22 protein-coding genes are annotated in these 23,163 nt (G+C 35.2%); 3 read left to right on the top strand and 19 right to left on the bottom strand.

Annotated features, from left to right (window positions below):
- The first annotated feature begins 58 nt into the window (after positions 1–58).
- The gene (locus D1B17_RS01710; protein WP_120143395.1) at positions 59–688 is read left to right on the top strand and encodes a methyltransferase family protein; all 630 of its coding nucleotides are present in this window, start codon (positions 59–61) and stop codon (positions 686–688) included.
- A gap of 67 nt (positions 689–755) precedes the next feature.
- On the opposite strand, the gene D1B17_RS01705 is transcribed toward D1B17_RS01710, so the two are convergent.
- The 4 genes from D1B17_RS01705 to D1B17_RS01690 form a co-directional block, all read right to left on the bottom strand.
- Positions 756–941: a hypothetical protein gene (locus tag D1B17_RS01705; protein WP_120143397.1), complete on the bottom strand. Its 186-nt coding sequence runs from the start codon at positions 939–941 to the stop codon at positions 756–758.
- Between the two features lie 582 nt (positions 942–1,523).
- The gene (locus D1B17_RS01700; RefSeq protein ID WP_120143400.1) at positions 1,524–3,875 is read right to left on the bottom strand and encodes a phosphoketolase family protein; all 2,352 of its coding nucleotides are present in this window, start codon (positions 3,873–3,875) and stop codon (positions 1,524–1,526) included.
- 336 nt (positions 3,876–4,211) lie between these two features.
- On the bottom strand, positions 4,212–4,940 hold the full coding sequence (locus tag D1B17_RS01695; protein WP_120143403.1) for a GntR family transcriptional regulator: 729 nt from the start codon (positions 4,938–4,940) through the stop codon (positions 4,212–4,214).
- 142 nt (positions 4,941–5,082) lie between these two features.
- On the bottom strand, positions 5,083–6,072 hold the full coding sequence (locus tag D1B17_RS01690) for a choloylglycine hydrolase family protein (RefSeq protein WP_120143406.1): 990 nt from the start codon (positions 6,070–6,072) through the stop codon (positions 5,083–5,085).
- A gap of 824 nt (positions 6,073–6,896) precedes the next feature.
- Between D1B17_RS01690 and D1B17_RS01685 the strand changes: the two genes are divergently transcribed.
- Positions 6,897–7,838 (top strand): Dyp-type peroxidase, encoded by a 942-nt coding sequence (locus tag D1B17_RS01685; protein WP_120143408.1) that lies wholly within the window; start codon positions 6,897–6,899, stop codon positions 7,836–7,838.
- Positions 7,839–8,109: 271 nt separating this feature from the next.
- Here D1B17_RS01685 and D1B17_RS01680 read toward each other — a convergent pair whose 3' ends face one another.
- From D1B17_RS01680 to D1B17_RS12515, 11 genes are all read right to left on the bottom strand, one after another.
- Positions 8,110–10,869 carry a sigma 54-interacting transcriptional regulator gene (locus D1B17_RS01680; protein WP_120143410.1) on the bottom strand — a complete coding sequence of 920 codons (2,760 nt, stop codon included), beginning with the start codon at positions 10,867–10,869 and terminating at the stop codon, positions 8,110–8,112.
- A gap of 81 nt (positions 10,870–10,950) precedes the next feature.
- Positions 10,951–11,922, bottom strand: a complete 972-nt coding sequence (locus D1B17_RS01675) for an SIS domain-containing protein (protein WP_120143413.1) — start codon at positions 11,920–11,922, stop codon at positions 10,951–10,953.
- Positions 11,923–12,017: 95 nt separating this feature from the next.
- Positions 12,018–12,845, bottom strand: a complete 828-nt coding sequence (locus tag D1B17_RS01670; protein WP_205880152.1) for a PTS system mannose/fructose/sorbose family transporter subunit IID — start codon at positions 12,843–12,845, stop codon at positions 12,018–12,020.
- Positions 12,846–12,860: 15 nt separating this feature from the next.
- A complete protein-coding gene (locus D1B17_RS01665) occupies positions 12,861–13,631 on the bottom strand; it encodes a PTS mannose/fructose/sorbose/N-acetylgalactosamine transporter subunit IIC (protein WP_120143416.1) in 771 nt (256 codons plus the stop codon).
- 16 nt (positions 13,632–13,647) lie between these two features.
- Entirely contained in the window at positions 13,648–14,118 is a 471-nt protein-coding gene (locus tag D1B17_RS01660) for a PTS sugar transporter subunit IIB (RefSeq protein WP_120143418.1), read from the bottom strand.
- Positions 14,102–14,530 (bottom strand): PTS sugar transporter subunit IIA, encoded by a 429-nt coding sequence (locus tag D1B17_RS01655; protein WP_120143420.1) that lies wholly within the window; start codon positions 14,528–14,530, stop codon positions 14,102–14,104. The genes D1B17_RS01660 and D1B17_RS01655 overlap by 17 nt, the downstream gene beginning before the upstream one ends.
- Positions 14,531–14,749: 219 nt before the next feature.
- Positions 14,750–15,271: a hypothetical protein gene (locus tag D1B17_RS01650; protein WP_120143423.1), complete on the bottom strand. Its 522-nt coding sequence runs from the start codon at positions 15,269–15,271 to the stop codon at positions 14,750–14,752.
- A 138-nt stretch (positions 15,272–15,409) separates the two neighbouring features.
- Complete coding sequence (locus tag D1B17_RS01645; protein WP_137432082.1) at positions 15,410–15,595, bottom strand: hypothetical protein; 186 nt, start codon at positions 15,593–15,595, stop codon at positions 15,410–15,412.
- A gap of 152 nt (positions 15,596–15,747) precedes the next feature.
- A complete protein-coding gene (locus D1B17_RS01640) occupies positions 15,748–16,488 on the bottom strand; it encodes a class I SAM-dependent methyltransferase (protein WP_120143428.1) in 741 nt (246 codons plus the stop codon).
- 234 nt (positions 16,489–16,722) lie between these two features.
- On the bottom strand, positions 16,723–16,893 hold the full coding sequence (locus tag D1B17_RS12520) for a hypothetical protein (RefSeq protein WP_166806595.1): 171 nt from the start codon (positions 16,891–16,893) through the stop codon (positions 16,723–16,725).
- Between the two features lie 58 nt (positions 16,894–16,951).
- Positions 16,952–17,104, bottom strand: coding sequence for a DUF6095 family protein (locus D1B17_RS12515; protein ID WP_166806594.1), 153 nt, complete (start codon positions 17,102–17,104; stop codon positions 16,952–16,954).
- 188 nt (positions 17,105–17,292) lie between these two features.
- On the opposite strand from D1B17_RS12515, the gene D1B17_RS01635 reads away from it, so the two are divergent.
- On the top strand, positions 17,293–18,402 hold the full coding sequence (locus D1B17_RS01635; protein ID WP_120143430.1) for an SLC13 family permease: 1,110 nt from the start codon (positions 17,293–17,295) through the stop codon (positions 18,400–18,402).
- Between the two features lie 337 nt (positions 18,403–18,739).
- Here the strand turns inward: D1B17_RS01635 and D1B17_RS01630 are convergent, their stop codons facing one another.
- The 4 genes from D1B17_RS01630 to D1B17_RS01610 form a co-directional block, all read right to left on the bottom strand.
- Positions 18,740–19,273 carry a ClbS/DfsB family four-helix bundle protein gene (locus D1B17_RS01630; RefSeq protein WP_237389431.1) on the bottom strand — a complete coding sequence of 178 codons (534 nt, stop codon included), beginning with the start codon at positions 19,271–19,273 and terminating at the stop codon, positions 18,740–18,742.
- Positions 19,274–19,551: 278 nt separating this feature from the next.
- Positions 19,552–21,942, bottom strand: a complete 2,391-nt coding sequence (locus D1B17_RS12510; protein ID WP_166806593.1) for a lectin-like domain-containing protein — start codon at positions 21,940–21,942, stop codon at positions 19,552–19,554.
- A 135-nt stretch (positions 21,943–22,077) separates the two neighbouring features.
- The gene (locus D1B17_RS12715; RefSeq protein WP_240704428.1) at positions 22,078–22,272 is read right to left on the bottom strand and encodes a helix-turn-helix domain-containing protein; all 195 of its coding nucleotides are present in this window, start codon (positions 22,270–22,272) and stop codon (positions 22,078–22,080) included.
- A complete protein-coding gene (locus D1B17_RS01610; protein WP_240704427.1) occupies positions 22,273–22,839 on the bottom strand; it encodes an AraC family transcriptional regulator in 567 nt (188 codons plus the stop codon).
- Positions 22,840–23,163 lie beyond the last annotated feature (324 nt).

The following is a 23,163-nucleotide window of genomic DNA, read 5'->3' as shown; positions in this document are numbered from 1 at the left end:
TTGTGTGTTTAATTTTTTGCTCTATAATTAAGTTATAACTTCAAAAGGGGTCGCTATTATGTACGGAATTCATCGTAAAACAACCAGTGCTAAAATTTTTATTTTAGTTGCCCAGTTAATCTATATTTTAATTGATTTTCGCTTTATTTTTCCTAACCTTTCACCATCGACAACGATAAGCATGATATTACTCATTCTAATTACCTTTGCTCGTTTGAACTGTATGATGTTTATCTGGTTACCTCGCGGTATCAGCTGGAAAGAAGCAATTGGCAACAGCACTGCCTTTGCTCTTTATTACCTGCTATTTCCATTCTTAGCACAATGGGGTTCAGTCAACTTGGCAGTGATCGGATGGATTCTTTTCATCGCCGGTTCAACGATTAATTCCTTATCAGAACTATTACGGAAACCATTTAAGGACGATCCAAACAACAAAGGAAAATTATATACCGGTGGTTTGTTCAAATACGCAGTGCACATCAACTATTTTGGAGACGTTCTCTGGGTCTTAGGCTTTGCTTTAGTAACCGGAAATCTTTGGTCACTACTCATTCCACTATTTCTCCTATGCATGTTTGTTTTTTCATATATTCCTAATGCTGACAAGTATTTGGAAAGCCACTATGGACAAGCTTTCATTGATTACAAAAAGAAAACTAAATCCTTAATTCCATTTATTTGGTAGAAAATTTGGAAAAAAAGAACCTTTCGATTGGTATATCGAAGGGCTCTTTTTGGTTTATATCGGCTAATTAGTCGATGAACTTGAATGTATGCTTCTTAGCAATTTTATCTTCTGAGTAGACTGCTAATGCGATTGCGGCAATTGCAACTGCTGGAATGGTGTATCGGCTTTGCAAAACGAATAACATCATTAATAATATGGCCACTACCGCCATTAGTGCTACTTTCATGAATTTTACGTTTCTTGTTGTCATAACATCCACCCCTTAGTGTCTTTTTCTCTTTTTTCCATAACTGATAGTACCATGCTAAAAAGGCTTTAACAACCCCGTCACACCAGGCATTATAGCCTTTTCAATAATACAATTGTTCCATTCTAATAATACCTATTATTGTCTTAGAATAAATTAAAGTTTTCATTCTACTGGCAGTAGGGATTTTCAAATCTCTCACATTTTTTCAAATTAATTATGAAGGTTTCTTAGAATTAAACTTATAGAATTATTTTTAAACTTATTTTTCTATAAAGGCTGATATGGCGGGGATTGTGGACAGTTGTTTATGGATTGTGAACAGATTTTTTGATGATTTATTAATCTTTTTTCTAATTTTAGAATTTATGTTATCAAAAAGAGATAGCCAATATTATTTATGGCTATCTCTTATTTCGTTTATTATTTTTTTAGTCAGTTGTATTTTAGTTCGGTTATGTAGGCAGTGGCTCTAAAACGAGTTCCGCTTTTCATAACATGATAAATCACCCGCAAAGTGCAGCGGGTAATTCATCATGTTACGAAAATGCTCGGGAGCTAACCGCCCTGTCTCCGCTCTCTAAATTATTCCCATGTCCATTCTTGAACTTCTGGCAAGTCATCACCATGTTCACGAATATACTTGTTATGTTTATCAACTTCTGCTTCCATCTCGTCAGCAAAGTCACTGGCGGCGTCTCCTTGTACGGCAACGGCTGCTTCTTCTGCTAAGTGGAATCTATCCATCTCATTAACTACACGCATATCAAATGGTGTGGTGATATCTCCATTTTCACGGTATCCATGAACATATAAGTTATGGTTTGCACGATCAAAGAAGATATCTTTAATGATGTCTTCGAAACCATGGAATGCGAACAATACTGGTTTATCAACTGTGAAAATTTCATTGAATTGTTCATCCGTTAGGCCACGAGGGTCAACTTTTGGTGATCTCAACTTCAATAAGTCAACAACGTTAACGAATCTAATCTTAAGTTCTGGTTTTTCTTTTCTAAGAATACTAATTGCGGCCAAAGCTTCAAGGTTTGGTTCGGTTCCGGCAGCAGCAATCACAATATCAGGATCTCCGTTGTCATTTGATGCCCAGTCAATTACCTTGAGTCCTTTTTCAGCCAATTCTTGACCTTCTTCAATTGAGTAGAATTGTGGTCTTGGTTGTTTTGAAGTAACCAACAAATTGATTTTTTCTTGGTCATCCAAAATCTTAGGCATAACAGCTAACAATGAGTTTGTGTCGGCTGGGAAGTATTCACGAATGTATTCAGGTTTCTTTTCAGCCAAATGAGTAATGATACCTGGGTCTTGGTGAGTGTAACCATTGTGATCTTGTTGGAAAGCTGTTGAAGTAGCAATCACATTTAGTGAAGGATACTTCTTTCTCCAACCCAATTCATTGGCTTTTCTCAACCACTTGAAGTGTTGTGTCAACATTGAATCGACAACTCTCAAGAATGCTTCGTAACTAGCAAAAATTCCATGACGTCCGGTCAAAGTATAACCTTCATTAAATCCTTCAGCTTGGTGTTCTGAAAGTTGTGAATCAATAATACGACCAGCAGGAGCTTCATATTGATCATTAGGTTCATGAACAGGTTCCATCCATTGACGGTTAGTTGTCTTAAAAATGTCGTACAAACGATTAGACATTGTTTCATCAGGTCCAAATAATCTAAAGTTATCCGGATTGTTCTTGATAACAGCTTCCAAATACTTGCCTAGTTCAATCATATCTTGAGCAACTTTAGTACCACGTTTGTCAAAGTTCAAAGCGTAGTTCTTATAGTCTGGTAATTTAAGTGGCTTTGGATCAACCCCACCGTTAACGATTGGGTTCATAGCCATTCTGCTTTGTCCCTTAGGAGCAATCGCAGCAATGTCACTCTTCAAAGTACCATTTTCATCAAATAGTTCATCTGGTTTGTATGATTCCATCCATTCAACCAATTTGTCAGCATGTTGCATGTCATTTTGGTCAACAGGAATTGGAATTTGGTGAGCTCTAAATGAACCTTCGATAGGTTCGCCATCCCAAGTCTTAGGACCAGTCCAGCCTTTAGGGGCACGGAAAATGATAACCGGCCACTTAGGCATTTTAGCTTCTGAAGCAGGGTGTTTTCTAGCTTCTGTTTGGATAGCTTGAATCTTTTCGATTGCCGCATCAACGGTCTTGGCCATTTCTGGATGCATCTTTTCAGGATCAGTGCCTTCAACAAACATTGGTTCCCAACCCATACCTTCAAAGTACTTCGTTAAGTCTTCATCACTCTTACGTGACAAAATTGTTGGGTTAGAAATCTTGAATCCATTAAGATTTAAGATTGGTAAAACAGCACCATCATCAACTGGGTTAATGAAGACATTGGAGAACCATGAAGCAGCCAATGGACCAGTTTCAGCTTCACCATCACCGATAACAACCGCAGCGATTTCATCAGGATTATCAAGAATTGCACCAACACCGTGAGATAGAGAATAACCTAATTCCCCACCTTCATGCATTGATCCTGGAGTTTCAGGAGCGGCATGAGATGCAACACCACCTGGGAATGAAAATTGCTTGAATAGCTTTTGCATACCCTTAGTGTCTTGAGTAATTTCAGGATAGATTTCCGTATAACTACCATCAAGGTAAGAGTTAGAAACCATTACTTGCCCACCATGACCAGGTCCTTCAATGTAAAACATTTTTAGACCATACTTGTTGATAGCACGGTTTAAATGGGCGTAAATGAAGTTTTGACCAGCAATAGTTCCCCAGTGTCCAATTGGGTGAACCTTAACATCACTAGGCTTTAATTCACGTCTCAATAAAGGATTGTCTTTTAAGTAAAGTTGACCAACAGAAATATAGTTTGCTGCTTGCCAATATTTGTCTACTAAGTTTAAGTATTCTTTTGATGAGTAATCTGTCATTACAGCACACACTCCTAATATGTTTAAAATATGCCGCCTCCGGGAGTGAGAAATTTAGGTTGCTGTGGGGACCGGTCTGAGCCAAGGTCTCAGACCTCGATTTTGAACTTCGCAAAGTGCGCGAATTTCAAAACTCGTCCCGTGGTGTAAGAGCTAAAGCTCTAACACCACCTGCACGGCTACCTAATTTTCTCACTCCCTCCAGCTAATTTATTAATATAGATAAGTCTCGTTTTTTTAATTCTTTAGTTATCTATTTACATTGGATATCATAACTAGAACAAGTGTAAAAGTCAACCATTTGGATAATTGGTGCGTTCCAATCTTTGGAAGCTCTTACTTATTTGCTAAATCAACAAATGAATCGTACTTGAAATACTTATAATGTAACTTCATGGTTGAAAATTCGAACGGTGTTCCGTCGTCTAAGAAAAAGATTCCTTCCATTAACCCGACGGGTTCATTGTCTTTCAAATGCAACAGTTCTTTACCTTCTTCATCAGATGGTTCGGCGGAAATTGTTAAGTATGTTTTGTTAACTTCCTTACCTAATTCTGATTCTACATAATTGAAGATAGATTCGGAAGCAATTTGTTCTGACAACTCTGGTGCCAGTTTGATGGGAATGTAACCTGTTTCAATCATAAAAGGAACGTCATCAAGTAAACGTAAACGTTTGAAGGCATAAACGAATTCTGACGATTTCAAGAACAAATTATCTTGCAAATCTTTACTTGGATGAACCACTTCAAAACTCAATACTTTGACACCTGGTTTTTGTCCGTTGGCATTGAAACTATCAGTGATGCCTAGATTTTTACCGCTGTAATTGAATGATGAGCCTTGTTTCAAATACAAAGGATTAACGAAGGTTCCTGAACCACGTTTTTTAAAAATGATTCCTTGATCAGCCATCAATCCTAATGCACGCTTGATTGAACTGCGGCTGACGCTATAACTTTCAGCAAGTGATCTTTCATCAGGCAAACGCATATCTGAAAACTCACCCGAATCGATTGCTTGTTTTAATGATGTAATAATTTTTTGATAAACTAAATCGGCCATTATCTATTCCTCATTTCATAATTGGGTCGCACCAATTTTTGACATGGTGATTATCTTTTTTATTAACTATATCTTATAACATATCCTACTTAGATACCAAAAAAAGAGTGGTACCTTAATTTAGGTATCACTCTTGGTTCTTCTAATTCAAACTTGAAAACTCTTGCTTCAGAGCAACTTCAAATTCCTTTGGTTCTTTTTGATTTTTAATCATATCATCAGTCATCTTAAGCTCAAAGACAGTTCGATTACCATATGGGACGTAATACATAATTTTATTTGTTAAGTCCAAAACAGTTTGATATTGAGTATAGCTTGGTTCACCATTATCTTTCATATTAATTCCACGAGGAACCGTTACACTATCCAGAATGTGCAAAATTGTGTTAACAGCTTGTTGAGCATCCTTAGGCTCTTCAATTTCATTACGAATGAAAGCAGTTCTAACAAAACGATCAACCGCTGTGAAACCACCAGGTAATCTAAAAGTACCATTTGATCCGGCAGGAATAACTTCTTCGTCGCCAAACTTTTTAGCTTTAAAGCCAGTTGTTTGTGTGCCCAAATAGTTTGCCAAGTTAGTCTTGTGCCAGTCATAGTCAGGTGTATTAGTCATAACGCCAACTTTATCTTCTTCAAGAATTAAGCCGTCGCCTTCTGGTTCAAGGACATAAGTGGCTCCAGTTGCATCGCTGAAGATAAAGTGAAGTGGTTGGTTTTGACCCATAACACCAGCGTCTGATTCAATGATTCGAACGTTTTCCAAATTTTTACGTAGTTCTTCGATATTCTTATTGTTACCCAAGGCCCAAAGAATAAATTCTTCAGAAACTAAGTTAGTTTTGCCTGCTGTTGGTTCATCATCGTATTTAGCGGCATTAACGAAATACAATTCTGCAGCTGATAATCCATATTCATTGAAACCATCGGCTACCATATAGTTATTACCGTATTTAGCACCAGTTCCCATGATGGCGTAATCAGTTGTATAAGTTTTTTTATCAAATGAAGAAATCCATTCATAGTTTTCAGGCAAAAATGTTGGTTGACCATTCAACTCAAACGCAAAATCCATTGTTCTGGCTAAAAATTTTGAGCCATCCAAAGCTCCTAGACTAAGACTTGTGCACATATTATTGGTACTTCCTTTCGGCGGTTTTTCCTAATTAAATTATTAATTTAATTATTCTACTAAATTAAAGCATAATCAAGAATTTTAATTTATATTTTTTAAACATTCTTTCAGGGCCGTCTCCAGAACTGAGAAAATAGTCACTGGCTGTGCGGACCGGACTGAGCCAAAGTCTCAGTCCTCGGTTTGAAGCCTTGCAAGACCCGCAAGTCTCCAAACACGCCCGGTGGTGTAAGATCTAAAGCTCTAACGCCACTTTCACTGCCAGTGACTATTCTCTCAGTTCTTCCGACTAATTTATCTTAATTATTCAGAGATTAATATCTTCAAACTAGGATTTTTCCTTAGGCCCCCCTAATCATCATTAATATAAAATTGTCAAAATGTATACTGTCTCACTCAAGTTATGATTACCTATCAACGAGAAATAACCTATGGCCTGTCTTCAAATTAGTCTGAAAGCTATTCTTGAGCTAATAAAGAACTAGTCGGAAGATTCGGACAGTGGTCAATGGCAGTGAAAGTGGTGTTAGGACGACCGCTTTTGTCGTTCTTACAGCACCGGGCGCGTTTAAGACTTGCCGAACTTGCAAGGCTTAAACCGAGGTCCGAGACCGTGGCTCGGGCCGTTCCGCACCGCCAGTGACCACTGTCCGAATCTGGAGACGGCATATCCATAATATAAATAATTCGAAGAAACATCCTAATCAAAACTAGAGACCGAAGTTTTTACTCTTAGATGCGACAATTCAGTGTTTAAATCATTACTTAAATTCTTTCATATGATAAAGTATGTGTAAACAAGTACATTGGAGGCAAGTTTCATGACTGATATCAAACAAGCTCAAGACGTTTATAAGGATGCTGGTGAAAGTGTTATTTTTGCGACGCTTTTATTGAACCATACTGACCAAGCTGCTGAAAAAGAAGCAATTGCTGAATTTGCTGACTTATCTAACTCGATTATCAATAGTATGCGTACTCGTGACCCTGAAGCTCAGGCTAGTATTGCCTGGGGTTTTGGATCTGATGCATGGGATTATCTCTTTCCTAGCGCTCCTAAACCTGCACAATTGAATACTTTCCAAGAAATCAAAGGTCCCAAATATACGGCTGTATCTACACCTGGAGATATTTTCTTACATGTGCGCGCTAAAAATATGGCCGTTTGTTACGAATTAATGGATCAATTTATGGAAATATTGCGTCCTATTACTGATGTCGAAGATGAAACTCATGGTTTCCGATATCTCGAAGGCCGTGCAATTATTGGTTTTATTGACGGTACCGAAAATCCTGCTGGCGTCGAATCGATGGATTACACTTTAATTGATGAAGATGAGGACCCCGAATTTGTAAATGGTTCCTATGCATTTGCCCAAAAATATATTCATAATATGGAAGCTTGGAAAAACTTATCAACCGATGATCAGGAACGTGCCATTGGTCGTCATAAGTTTTCTGACCGTGAACTTGAAGATGATGAAAAATTGCCAAATGCTCATAATGTCGTATCTAAAGATATGAAAGATGATGTTGAACACAAAATTGTCCGCATGAATGTTCCTTATTCTGACCCAGCTAAAGATATTACGGGAACTTACTTCATTGCCTACACAAAAGATTTCTCAATTACCAATCGAATGTTGGATGGAATGTTTACTAAGAGTGATAGATTGTTAGATTTCAGTACACCGATTAGTGGTACATTGTTCTTCATCCCTTCAAAAACCACCTTAGAAAAAATTGCTGAAGGTGAATATTAGATGTTTCTTGTGAAACATTTTTTGTTTCATACTATATCAAAAAAGGCCGAGTCCCTGTTAAATGGACTCGACCTTTTTCTTTTTACCGATGTCAACTTTTGTTAACCATTTAAACTACCTAATAATGAAACCATATAATAATTATCGCTCTCAAATAAGATGCGCGCTTTCCCTTAATGTATTAGTTAAAGTCATGCAATTGAAAATTTTTATTTAAATCTGCCTTAACTTCAGAAAATCAATAATTTTAATATTTAAAAAAAAGACGTTTTTAATCGTCCCCTAAAATAATTTCAATAATTAATCTTATTTCTTCTTTGCTTACTTTCACATCATAATGTTCTTCCATTGGCGTTAATGACTGATGTACCAATTCAAACATCTTTTTGTGTTCTTCAATAAACTGATTGAGATCCGGCTGACTATCGACTTTTTCATTTCTCACTAGCCTTTCGACCATACCAGCCTCGTGAATAATCAGTAATACTCTTTTATTAGTTTCAAATTGAACTGATAGTAGTTTTTCCATTTTTGTAACTGTATTATCTACAATTTTTAACAAACTAGTTGGATCCAATATTGTAATGCTAGAAATCATTCGTTTTATCGTAAAGTTTATTAGTAATTCATTCTTTAGTTCAGAATAATCAATTGATTTCGTATTGCTCAAAATTTCAATCAATTGATCAATGTGCTCTCCAGACAAAAGGCCATCCAATGACAAATATGGAATTCCACTAATATTAGGATTAGCTGTTCCAACGATAGCTATTACATCATAAAGTTCAAATGGAAGCTCGCCCTGTTTATTCTTAGACAATTTATTAAATTCATACGGCAAAACTTCAATATCAACATTAAATTTATTAAGGGTATTTTTAATTATTTCCTGAATTTGTACAGCACTACCCATTCCTGAATGACAACAAGTTATAATTGCTTTCTTTTGCTTTTTATGTGGTAGTAATATCTTACTGCTTACGACATTATTAATATCAACATCATTTCTAATATCATTTAATCCCTTATTCTGAAGAATCATTGTACCAACATTTAGTACTAAAGGCGTTGAGACATGATCTATCATCAAGATAGGAACATTTAGCTTTTCATTTAATCCATCACCTAATTGATTTAATGACCCCATATCAATTAACAGGACTAAGCCTTTATCGATATTAACAGTATTAACATAATCAACCAACTTGCTCTCAATATCTTTGGTAGTTGTATTTATTGGCATATCAATCGATTGAAAAATATTACTCTTCAACATTCTGTTAGCCACATTGGCCAAACTACTGGCAGTGGAATAACCATGTGCAACCACAACTGCATGTAAAGTACGATTTGAAATATTTTTTTCGTTTTTGGCGACATACAACGTAACCATCATGATATCTTCTTGTAGAATATCTCTCTCCATTTTGTCAGAAAGAAGCTTTAATATTCTGGAGGCTACTTGATAAGGCTGACTAAATTTTATTTTAATTTCATTTACAATCTGATTCTTATTTTTATTCCATATTTCATTTGTCTTTAATACTGATTGTAAATTCTTCGATCTCAATAAAGTAGCAATCGCCAATATTTGATTTCCATCTTTAGGATAACCATAACTTTCTTCCATAAAGTTGAACACAGATTTTATCTGATAAACCAAAAACTCATATTCTGAATCATTATGACTTTTGTACTCTGTATGAAATAAAATACTATCAAATAGTAAATCAACATTTTTATTAATATGATTTATAAATTGTTGCTGTGTTACCTCATTATTCAAAAAACTCCAAATTCGACTGACGGTATCACTATAAATATCTTTCATGATAGTAATGATTTTATTTAAATGTTGTGGCAACACCTTATTTTGATAATCATAATAAGATGAATCATTTGATTCATTATCAAATTTTTCATATTTAATTAAATTTTGATAATAATTAGCCGGAATATTAGACAGATTAACGTCAATCTTCCCATCACTTACCGATTTTGCATACGCATTACCACTGGAATATTTAATTATATTTTTTAACTTACCAATATTTCCTTCCATATCGGCAGATGCTAATACATTAATAAGTTGATTAGAGACACATAACTTTCTCTTCAACACTTTGCTTTCGTCCATAAAGAAATAGTCAATAAGCTGTATTTTTTCATTCTGCGGTCTTGAACTAAAACTTGGAATATTAACAATGACTGGAATTCTTCTCACAAATGTGGGTAAAAACGTAGAGTCCAATTTTTCTGTTGTAGCAAAAATCAGTCTCACTGAGGCTTTTCTTTTGATACTATCGTTTCCAATAGGTGAATACATACCTGTATCCATAAATGAAAAAAGCTTTTCCTGACCACTTTGCGTAAGTCTATGAACTTCATCCAAAAACAATATACCGCCATCAGCATTCTCGATAAGTCCTGGAGTATCCTGATAAGCACCAGTAAAGGCTCCTTTTGTATATCCAAATAGCAAACTAGATAATAGCTCTGGATTATTGAAGTATTGGGCACAATTTAAGGACTGAAATTTTGCTGATTTTCTGATTAAATTCTTTTCTAGACAATACTCATATATTTTTCGAGCCAAAAAGGTCTTACCGGAACCGCTGGGGCCCATCAACATTATGGGCAATCCTTTTCCTGGATAGAGAGTTGCAGTTTTTATCTCCTCAATCTGGTTTACCAGACTTCCCTCTGATCCAATTACAGATTTGAATATATCTGTATTAATGGTCTGTTCTTTTCTCTTAGAGGCTAATAATTCTTCTATATTGTCATAATTCAATCTAATATCAACAAAATATTTATTTAAAATTTCTACAGAAATGTATTTAACCGGATGAGTTTGAATTTTTGAAAATATTCCTTCATCATAACCGGCATTTAAATATCGACTGACTGTACTTCGAGATAATTTTAACTTTTTAGCAATATTATAAGTTTCCAAAATTTTAAAATCATGTGAATCCAAGGCACTTTGGGAAATCTTATCCAAATATTTTTCCATTTTATTTACCGACATTTTCTACCTCCTAATTAAATGATATATGCACAAAAACGGGTTGACTAATTGTCAATCCGTTTGGGGTCTCTTGATTATTTATTAGTATTCTAACTTCCACATATAACGACGTTTTGTTAGTGGATGTTTTCTTGCAATCGCTAACTCCTCTGCATATACACGCATTACACCTGTGATCAACATAGGATTCAAATAGTCAATTACATTGTCTGAAGCAATTGAAGCTAGTCCATAATCTTTAGCATCAATTGTTGTTACCTTAGCATCAAATCTTTGTAAGAAAGTTAAAGCACGAGCATCCAAGTGACGTGTAGGTCCATCATTCATAAATAGTAAATATGGAACATCGGTTTCTGTCATTTCAAATGGGCCATGGAAATACTCACCGGTATTCAACGTTGGAGCTGCAATCCATTGCATTTCCATAAATAGGAAACTAGCTGTTGAGTATGCAACATCAAACGTAGCACCACTTGATAAGACATAAATAAGTTTATCATCCTTATATTTCTCGGCAAAGGTCTTAGCTGCTGGTGTCACAGATTTAACTGATTCATTAATCAAATCATCAATCTTACTTAAAGCATCCATCATTTCATCATAGTGAGCATATTTTTCACTTGCTTGAAGAATTTCCACAGCTAAAATCAAAACATTCTTCATCTTAGCTGTCTTTGCTGCATAACTTTCATGGAATCCATGAACAATGACATACTCAGCATTTTCTGTTAGTGGTGATCCTTCTGAATTTGTAACTGAAATCACATGTGCTCCAGCTTTGCTTGCTACTTTGGTTGCCTCAACTGATTCAGGAGTTGTTCCACCAAGTGAAGCAACAATAACGATAGATGTTTTACCTAATGATGCGGGTGTATCATAATTAAATTCATTTGCCGTTGAAAGACTAACTCTAAGTTTTTTAGCATTCTTTTCCAAAAAATATTTTGCAGGATACAAGTCTGCCATTGAAGCCCCACAGCCAACGAACATCACATTTTCAATATTTGATTCTTCCTTAAAAATCTTAGCTACAATTTCCTTTGGTGATAACATAATAAATTCCTCCTATTTTTCTACTGTTTGATTTATATAAGTAAATTTTCGTTTTACGCTAGCTAGAATCAAACATCGCTATCTTTCCCTTCTTTTTAAGCTTTCAAAATTCCAAAGACACTGGCTAAAATTCCGCCTACGATACAAATTGCTAAAATCCATCCTGTTTTAACTTTCTTTTGAATTAACCAATACATAAACATTGTCAAACTAATCGGTATTAATTTAGGCATTATGGTATTAAGTGTTGATTGAAGCTTGAACGTTGTTCCCATATGTAATGGTGTAGTTAGGGGGATCATACTTGAAACCATCGATCCAATTACCATCAATCCAACTACTCCGGCAATGAACATAACTCTGTCCATCGCACCTTCAGAGTTCAATTTGCTTAAAAATTGATTTCCAGCAGTATATCCCCATTTAGCTCCATACCAAGTAACTAACCAAGCAGGAACTAAACAAATTAATAACGCTAGAATAGGTCCAAGAATATTTCCTTTTTGGGCAAAGTTAATTCCTAAGCCAAAGGCCAACACCTTAACTGTTCCTTGAAAGAATGAGTCTCCAATACCAGACAAAGGACCCATTAAACTGGACTTAACGGCACTAATTGACTCTGGATCAAAATCATCAGGATTCTTAGCCAATTGTTCTTCCATAGATGCCGATAATCCCAATACAAATGATGATGTTTGAGGGGTACAGTTATAAAAAGCTAGATGTCTTTTATATGCTTCCTTCTTTTTATCTATATCCTTAGGATCTTTGTAGATTCTATTTAGTGTAGGAGCAATCCCATACAAAAATCCTAAGTTCATTTGACGTTCATAATTCCAGGAGGCTTGAATAGCCCAAGAACGCCAGAAGAATTGCCAATATTTTTTGTTATTCTCTTTTTTCATGACTTTATCATCTGACATGACAGTACCTTCTTTCTATAAGGAATCTAATGAGTCGTCATCATTAGAAGAAGATTTATCTTTATAAATAATTTGATCCAAAATAATTGCTATAAGAATGGCGAAGAGGGCAACTCCAGTAACACTAGTATTGGCATATGCTGTAATTAGAAAACCAATAAAGAAATATGGTGCCATCTTTTTAGAAAGCATTGTTGAAAGCAATAATGCAAATCCATAAGCTGGAAGGACCGCACTGGCAACTGTTAGTCCATTTGTTAACCAAGTTGGAATTACCGCAACAATACTTTTTACTAAACCTGTTCCAAAATAAATTGAAACGAAAATGGGAACGAAGTAACTTATGGCGTATAACCCAAGGCCCCAAATAATATGTAAATTGGTAGCTGATTTAAACTTACCTTCTTCAATGTAGCGATTTGCCATAACATTGAACGAAGACATCCCCATTCTGATTACAATGGCTAATAACTGACCCAAAACAGCAATTGGAATTGCAATTGTTAAAGCAGTTTGTGCTGATGCTCCTGATAATATGGAAAATGCAGAAGCAATGATTGAACCCATAGCCATATCTGGAGGAGCGGCTGCACCAACGTTTACTAGCCCTAATGAAATTAATTCAAGCGTCGCACCAACCATTAAACCTTTAGTGACATCACCTAAAGCAATACCGACTAATGTACTTGCAATTAATGGTTGTTCAACATTCAAACGACCAAACAGTCGCGAATCCCAAACAACGATAATACCGATAATCCCTAATATCAGTGCTTTATATAACATGGATCTCACTCCCTATTTATAATTTGTCATTCAAAGATTCTCTCTTAGTTGTTGGGATTTGTTGCATGTAAAGGGTTATACCCATTTCACTAAGAGCTTTAGAATTTTCAATATCCTTATCTGTTAAAGCAATTGTGTTACTAAATTTTTTAGAACCTTCTTTTTCAGGAATACCTCCATAATTTATTTCTTTAATATCTTGGTATTCTTTAACAAAAGCCAATGTCGAATCAGTGTTTCCAAAAATCAACATGACATTCTCTGGTAATTTCTTAATTTTAGAAATATTTTTAATCGCTGTATCAACTGAAAAAATATTTAATTTAACTCCAGTTGGTTTTGATAAACTTAGAGACATTTTTTTGAATTCATCGTTAGCTGCAGTGTCATCAACAACAATTATTCTCTCTATGCTCTCTGACTTAGTCCAAGAAAAAATAACTTGTCCATGTAATAGACGATGGTCAATTCTACAAAATTTGATCATTTTCACTCTTCTCCTTTTCCATCAATAAATTTTTTACATTTGCTAATGATTTTTTACTTTCACTAATAACTGTGGATAACTCTTCATCCGAAATTTTTTCTGTTGTACTACCTTTTAGTTGCAACTGCATTGCTAATGGTAAGTTCATTCCCGTAACCAATTTGACATTGGTGTTATTTTCCAATAATTGCATCATTTCGTTATTAACACTACCGCCAAGCAAATCGGTCAGAATAATGAATTGTTCATCTTTACTCGTTTCAACTAAATTCTTTACTTTATCAATTTCCTTCGTACTTCCATTTACGTAAGCCGCAAATGCAAGAACATTCTTATCATCCCCAATAATCATATTTAAAGTTTGCTTCATTCCGACTGCCATATTGCTATGACTGATTAATACAATTTTCATAACATCACTTCCCGTTTATCCTTACACTTTTATATAAGCAAGTACTGTGCCAAGTTTGAAAAACGCTCATATATCAATGACTTATTTCAATTTTGCACACTTTACACAACTTTTTATCTAAGTCTTTACACACATCAATTAATACTCATCAAAAAAAGGTACCTCTTGAAATAATTCAAGAAGTACCTCTTTAAAATCAAATATATTAATTTTTGATATCTATGGATTTAATTGAACCCACTCATTGCCACCTACTCTTGTATACACATCCTCATTAGGAATTTGAACGTAATCCCCAAATAGCCACATACCCTGCGCTAATTTTTTATCAGTTTTTGTCATTTTATAATTTTTAGAATCAAAACTAAAAATAGGATAATCTTTGTTTGTCTTCAATCCAAACGAAGTATATGCTTTACTGACAATTATAATATCTTTAGTTTTAGCCCACTCATTTGTTGCGACACGGACATATTCATCCTTTGTATTAACAGTGTCACCCGTCTGATCCGCATACCAATTTGTATTGGCTGATAGTGCACGGTCAGTAATTTCAGAAAATTCATACTTAGGATCCCAATCGTATCCTGAAACCCGCTTTGCTTTATACAAGTGGGTTGTTTTAAAAGTACGAACGTATGGAAATCCATCAATGTATCTGGCATGAACCATTTGACTAAAACTTCCAAAAGAAATAAGTGCCAAAGCTGAAACAAGTACCCATCTAACAAACTTTTTCATTCTTTCCACTCTCCCTATCTGATTTAACCAAATAGTAGCACCTTCTTATCAGTACAAAATATGGAAAAGAATAAATTATTTTAATTTTATTTCAATCAAATTATTGCTGTAATTTTAAATTAGTGATATCAATTAAGATTATCCTTCGGTCATTTCTATCCACTCATTTCCTCCTACTTGCATATAAGAAATACTATTTGGGTACGCAATCGTTGTTCCAAGTAACCACTGACCCTTTGGTAAAACATGTTCTGCTTGTTTCACCTGATAAGAATTGCTGTCAAAACTAAAAATAGGCATTTCTTCATTACCTGATTTAAGCAAATAGTAGCATCCTATTATCAATACAAAATATGAAAAAGAATAAATTAATTTAACTTTATTTCCACTACGTTGTTGCAGACTTTTTCTATTCTTGTTATGCATGCGACTCAAAAAGCAGGCATTCCTTTTGGAATACCTGCTTTCACTATCTATTATTTAAATTTCTTTTCATTCACTGCCGAAATAATCAACATCATAGGTCGACGCATTTCATCTTTCATTCCTGGCAAATTCACCATGCTTTTAGGTGGCATTGGTTCAACGACTTGTGAAATTTGAAAATTATTCTTCAACAATCCATTCAAATAAGTCGTTAAAGTTTTATGATACTTAACAACCGTTTCTCCCAAGAAATCAGTTTCTCGTTTACCTTCATAAAAGTAATTATCAACCGGAAAATCTTTAATCTTTCCATCACTATCGTAATCCCATTCTTCACGACCTTGCGCTGTAAAAATTGGATGTTCAACGGAAAAAATGAATGTTCCTTGAGGTTTCAGATAATGACTAACTTGTTGGACTACTTTATCAAAAGATGGCACATAATGTAGTGCCAATGAACTGAGTACAATATCAAACTGGTTTTGTCCAAAATCAAGCTTGGTAATATCATTATGCAAATATGTTATCTTATCAGTCTTGGTCTTCGATTTGGCCATATCCAGCATTTTCTCGGACATATCGACACCAATTACTGATTTAGCACCATTATCAACCGCATAACGATCATGCCAACCATAACCACAGCCCAAATCCAAAACTGACTTATCGGTAAAATCTGGCAACATAGATTTCAAGGTACTCCATTCACCAGCACCAGCTAATCCCTTTTGACTGCGGTTCATTTGATTATATTTCTCAAAAAATTGTTCATTATCATATATATTTTTCATAATACTCTCCATGTAGTTAAATTTATTATTTTATGACCACATGGAGTAATACTCTCTTAAAAGCAATCATGATTGACCTCCAATAAGTACTATCTATTTACTAATATATTAACGCGTCAATTTCTCAAATAAAACATCTTATTGCACAAAAAAAGCGTCATTTCCCAATCGGATACAACGCTCAGATTAAATTTAAATTTAAAAATAACCGCAAAAAATAAACCAAATTATTGTTTATTCAGCGCGTCGCAAGTTTTTCACAAATAACAGTGACAACAAAACCATCAAAAAGCCTGAAAATGCCAACGAAATTCTTCCTACGAAGAATCCAGGGTCGACTGTCATTTCAACAACACTAAAGATCATTGAGACAAGGACCAACATATAAGTACGTTTCAAAGCCATGGCAATCCCCTCCATATTTAATTACGAAAATTATACCAATGTCGATTAATCATGACCACTATTTTGGGAAAATTACGAAAATACCAGCAAAGAAAATGATTATGCCAATTGATAAGGTCAGATAATATATCAATTCCTTCTTAGCTTTAAAAGATACGGTCATTACGGCAATCCCTACAACGAACATTAAAATTGATAAAATTATTTGCATTTATTACCCTCCCTCATGTTGATATTTATTATACTTAGGTTACAATACATTATGCTTTTTATATAAATAATTTTTGAAAAAATTTAGTTTTGGAAACTTATTTCGTATTTTTTGTATAATTATCTTTTTTAACCGTACTTTTATCTTTATACTATATAAGGTACTTCTTTTTTATAGGGGAAACGTAAATGGCCGTATTTAAACGTGTATTTTCAGACAAGGTGTTGTGGATTGCTGGTGCCGCAGCAATTTTAACGTCTATCTTCATTAGTCCACCACAATTGATGGATATTAATTGGAAGACGCTCGCATCGCTTCTATCTATGATGATTATAATCCAAATCTATGATTATTTGGATTTTCTTAAATATTACGCGGCGTATATGACGCATAAAGCGAAAACGACGCGACAAATGATATTTATGTTAGCTTCATTAGCTTTTTTTGGAGCAATGTTCTTAACAAATGATGTTACGATTTTAACTTTAGTTCCTTTATTTTATCAACTTTCCAAACATATAAAAGTCAATCCAATTTTTCCAGTGATCATCATTGCGATGGCCGCTAACCTTGGTAGTATTTTTACTCCGTTTGGTAATACCCACAACTTATTCCTGTTGACGCATTTCAATCTTGGAATCAAACAATTCTTTATCATGTCGACACCGATAACAATTGTTACTTTCATTGCCATCTTCTTAGTTACTCGATTCTTTCCAAAGGATCCTATCGAATTGACTGAGTTGCCAGCCGTGGAATTAAATATTCCTAGTTTAACTTTAACAGTTGCCGTCACAGTTATAATTTTTCTTGGAATTTTTTCTGTTATTCCAATGTGGGGATCGTTGATTGCGGCACTGCTGTTAGTAATTTTTATCAACCCGCATATCCTTGAATCAGTTGATTATTCAATCGTACTGATCTTCATGTGTTTCTTTATTGCCGTTGGTAATATTAATCGTGAACCAGCCATCGTTAATAACTTACATCAATTTTTACAAACAAGAACAAGCACTTATTTAACATCGATTATTACTAGTCAATTCATTAGTAATGTTCCGACAACTATCTTAGTTTCCAAATTCTCTAAGTATGTTCATGCAATCTTCTTAGGTACGAATATTGGTGGACTTGGTACAGTCGTTGGTTCACTAGCTAACTTGTTGGCTTTCAAACAATATAGATTCTTTTTCAAGAAGGAACCTGGCAAATATTTATTGTACTTTACAATTATTAACTTCACGATGTTGGTAATTATTGGTACCATTGGCTACTTCTTAATTGATCTAGGACTTTAAGACTACTCTGCGGAGCGGTCTTTTTTTTGCCGTCTCCAGGAACAAGAAATTAGGTCCCCATAGCGACCTAATTTCTTGTTCCTTTCGACTAATCTATTCGTTGTTTGAAATAATAATTTTGAATACATCAATAATTGGAAAATTTAATCTTATAACAATTGGTATAAACCAATCATTAACAATCTTATTTTACCAAAATAATGATTGAAATAATCAGATTACCTAAAAAAGCAGTCTAAACAATCAATTAATCTTTCCCAAACTTTCAACGACATTAATTGAAAACAAAAAAGCGTTCAAGTCATTAACGACCTGAACACTTTTATCAGCAAATATATTATGAATTAACTGGCTTTTTATCGCGCAAATTAAAGTTCTTCCATTTTCTAACTTGTCTACTATAGTTATTGAATGGAGATACAGCATTAATTCTAATCCATTTGGCAACTGGCCACATAGCCTTTGTGGTAGCCCATTTACGTTCACCGGGTTTAAACAATTCATCATGTGACATGTTATCGATCCACTCAATTAATTCAGCCACTACACTGCCTAATTCAGCTTTTTCATTTTGAATGCCATCTGAACCATACTTGATATTAAAATCATGATATAACTCACGCATTTGATCCCATTTGTATCCAGGAGTAGGTGTGGTAATATTAGCGCCACCAGCCTCAGCCTTCTCCCATGACAAAATCATATTAATCCAACCAACTTGATATGAGAGCATCTCTCGAGGTGTCTTATCTACCTGATCGATTCTTTCATCAGCAACATCATCACTAATTCCCTCATATTCATCAATGAACTTATGATAACTCTCTCTAATTTGGTCTATCAATTCTTGTGAATTTTTATATACCTGCATACCTTCGCTACCTTTCATTGATTTTAATCCCAATCTGGGAAAGTCCCAATATCTATTATAGCCCGGAAATTGTCACTATGGGTAAAAAACGCTCATGATATAGCGAATTTGTTGTTAGAAAACGTTTTATTTATGTTATATTAATAAGTTATGCAAAAAATTCTATTGAATTTTAAAGGGATTCAATAGATTTTTCTTTATGCAGGAATAGTAAAAATACTCCAATTCATCAAATATAAGATGAATTAGAGTATTTCAGGGAAAATTTACATTTTATTTTAATGCGAATGACGCCAAATTATATGACTGAACAGTCCTGCTACCATTAATAATACTGTACCAAGTTCCACTTCCCAATTGGATGATTTCTCACCTGTTTGAGGAAATTTATTTGGATTCTTTTTTGAGGTAATCGTACTTGGTAAGCCTGAATTTATCAGTATATTATTGTCTGGACTAGTTGGCTGACTCGGCACAACCGGATTATCTGGATCCACCGGTTTCTCTGGGTCTACCGGCTTTTCTGGGTCCACTGGCTTCTCTGGGTCCACTGGCTTTTCTGGATCCACCGGTTTCTCTGGATCCACTGGTTTCTCTGGGTCCACTGGCTTTTCTGGATCCACCGGCTTTTCTGGGTCCACTGGCTTTTCTGGATCCACCGGCTTTTCTGGGTCCACTGGCTTTTCTGGATCCACTGGCTTTTCTGGATCCACTGGCTTTTCTGGATCCACTGGCTTTTCTGGATCCACTGGCTTTTCTGGATCCACTGGCTTTTCTGGATCCACTGGCTTTTCTGGATCCACTGGCTTTTCTGGATCCACTGGCTTTTCTGGATCCACTGGCTTTTCTGGATCCACTGGCTTTTCTGGATCCACTGGCTTTTCTGGATCCACTGGCTTTTCTGGATCCACTGGCTTTTCTGGATCCACTGGCTTTTCTGGATCCACTGGCTTTTCTGGATCCACTGGCTTTTCTGGATCCACTGGCTTTTCTGGATCCACTGGCTTTTCTGGATCCACTGGCTTTTCTGGATCCACTGGCTTTTCTGGATCCACTGGCTTTTCTGGATCCACTGGCTTTTCTGGATCCACTGGCTTTTCTGGATCCACTGGCTTTTCTGGATCCACTGGCTTTTCTGGATCCTTACTGTATACGACTGTAAAAACTAGATCAGAGCTATCTGAATGCACCGCTTGAGCTGAGACTTTCATCAAATCACCATCTGGAGCATCATTAGAAATTACTTTGTATCCATCAACCTCTGGATGATTGACTGCTCCAAAACTAGTTTTATTACCCTCAAACCACTGCACACCATTTTGGCTGATTGGTATACCGTCTGAAGTAACCATAGGTTTGTCTTGTTTACCTACCGCAAAATATTCTTTAGCCTCACTGGTTGTAGGATTTTTAACTGTAATAAAGGTTATTGGTTTTGCTTGATAATCGTCAGCCACTGAATTTCCATCTTCATCAACGTAATGAATTGTCTCATTTACAATTTTTTGATCAATTTGATACTCGGGCTCATAAAGATAAACTATTGTTCCATTGTCACCAGCTGTATTTAAGGTTCCTGTCGCCGGCAAACTGGGTGTTCCACTGACTTTTCCATCATCATCCATACGCACAAAATGGTAATTTGGAATATCTAATTGCTCAGTTTTATACTCACCACCAACAATGGCACCTGCAGGATATTCAACTGATGCTTGACCAACTTGTCGACCGGTCGTACTGAGATACCTTACATTTACCGTAGCAGCTTGTTGATAATCAAACTTAATTAATTTAAATTGCTGTAAATTTTTAGCGCCACCAGTTGAAGCACTGACAATCATTGCCATTGCTTCATCCGAAGTCGAAACTGTTTTTTGCCAAGTCAAAGTTTTTCCATTTGCTTGCGTGTACTTAATTGTTAACTCACGTGTCGAGCCATCATAATTAACATTGAAATCGTGAAACTGACCGTCCAAATCAGTTGCATCTAAATCTTGAACTGAAGAAGTATCAGTTTCAGCCCACCAACGGTCATAGTCATTACCGTCAAAAGCATTGATTTCTTTTAAGCTTGTTGTAACAAAAGCCCCAAATTGAGGATTCTGAGGATCTCCTGCCCAACCATATCCGTTTGAATCTTCCGGTAAAACTTGTGAACCAGGAATAGCTGCCTGTGGTTGATAATATGAATTATGCCAAGTATCTAATTTGAATCCCAACGCATCAATCAAATTACCAATGCCAAGATTTCCACCTGCGTTACCAATGTCATCAACATTTCCGTTGTGAAATGCAAAACCGATACCATCGGCCCCACCATTTTCAGAAGTTTTATCACCGAGATTAACTTGTCCAGTGAGATCAAAACTTGTATTCATATCAATCTTGCTCTTCAAAGCAAAGTTTCCCACTTGATCATTTTTATCAGGTGTAATTGTCACAATGCCCTGACTGGAATCATATTCAGCTGATCCGTTGAGTTTAAAATAATCCAAGAAATTATTGGCATCAACGTGTGAAAAAGTATCCGTCTTTGCCGCTGCTAAACCAATAATGGTATTTGATTTGGTAGCTGCCTCTACTTGAATTGGCATTATCCCAAAATTTATTCCTAATACGGCTGCACCAATAAAAAGTGCTATTCGGTGATAATATCGTCTTTTTTTCATGTTCATTGCCCCCAACTAAACTTAAATAACTCATTTGGATATTTTCTAGCCATGAGTATATCGGTTTAATTTAAGTCAAAACGACGATTTGTATAAAAATAATAAAATATAGCGTTAAAAATACAAGCCAATTTTTTAATCAATTTCACTATGCTGTTGGCGATATTCTAGCGGTGTCATCCCTATTTCACGTTTAAATCGCCGCGAAAAATCAGCCGCATCATAAAAGTTTAGCTCTTGAGAAATTTCTCCAATTGACGTATTGCTCGTTAATAATATTCGTTGAGCTTCCTGAATTCGTTTGACGTTAATATAATCACGAATGGACATCTACATCTCAATGTTAAATCCTTGTTGGACAACGTTTGTATTGCAACGATTAGTTACGTGTGACAAAACATCTTTAACGGTTAATTTTTGTCGTAAATGTGAATTAACATAATAAATAACATCTAGCGTTGATTCCAAGCGATAGGAATACGACAAGCCATCTTTTTTTGTTAATTCTCCAAAATCCTCAGCTATTTTTCTCATAAGTGGAATGTACTTTTCCTGTGTTACTGGTAAACCAACCAATTTTTCATGGTACTTTGTTCGTAATTGAACAAAATCATAAATCTCGACATGATTTTGAATACCTTCGAATGACAAAATATCGACCAAAGCATGGAGTTGTGCCACTTTTTCCTCGGGTTTCAATTTATTCAGCAAAGACTTGGAACGTGCTAAGTTCTCTTGAGCAAACTGAATTCCTTCTTCAACTCGTCCCGCTCGGTAGAAGCGGATAAAATCTCGCTCTACATAGCCAATTAGAATTAATGCTTTATCTGCTTGATTGCGTTCAGTATATGAGCGCATCGAATCTAAATATTGCGTGTATTGTAAATCCTGTTCCACGAAAATTCCCTCCAAAGAATTAGATTGCATCAAAACAAGAAGTTATCCTATCAAAAAAAAGTTCATAAATCTATTTATAAACTCAAAGTTATTGGTTCAAATTCTAATGTAATTATTTATGTTTTATAGACAAGTACTTGTTATTACTGAATTTCTGGAGGCTTAAAATCAGTAGTAATCTAGACAAAAAATTTTTTTTAAGTGTATATTCTTTTGTTTGGGATTTAGGAAGTTGTCCTTAATTTGCTTTATTCTGAGTATGGAAAAAGCCACTGAATTTTTTTAGAATTCAGTGGCTTTTTTGTTGTTATATATTCAGTTGTT

This window comes from Companilactobacillus zhachilii, from assembly GCF_003606365.2.
GTDB classification, from domain to species: Bacteria; Bacillota; Bacilli; order Lactobacillales; family Lactobacillaceae; genus Companilactobacillus; species Companilactobacillus zhachilii.
This window is presented reverse-complemented; position numbering and strand designations above follow the sequence as displayed.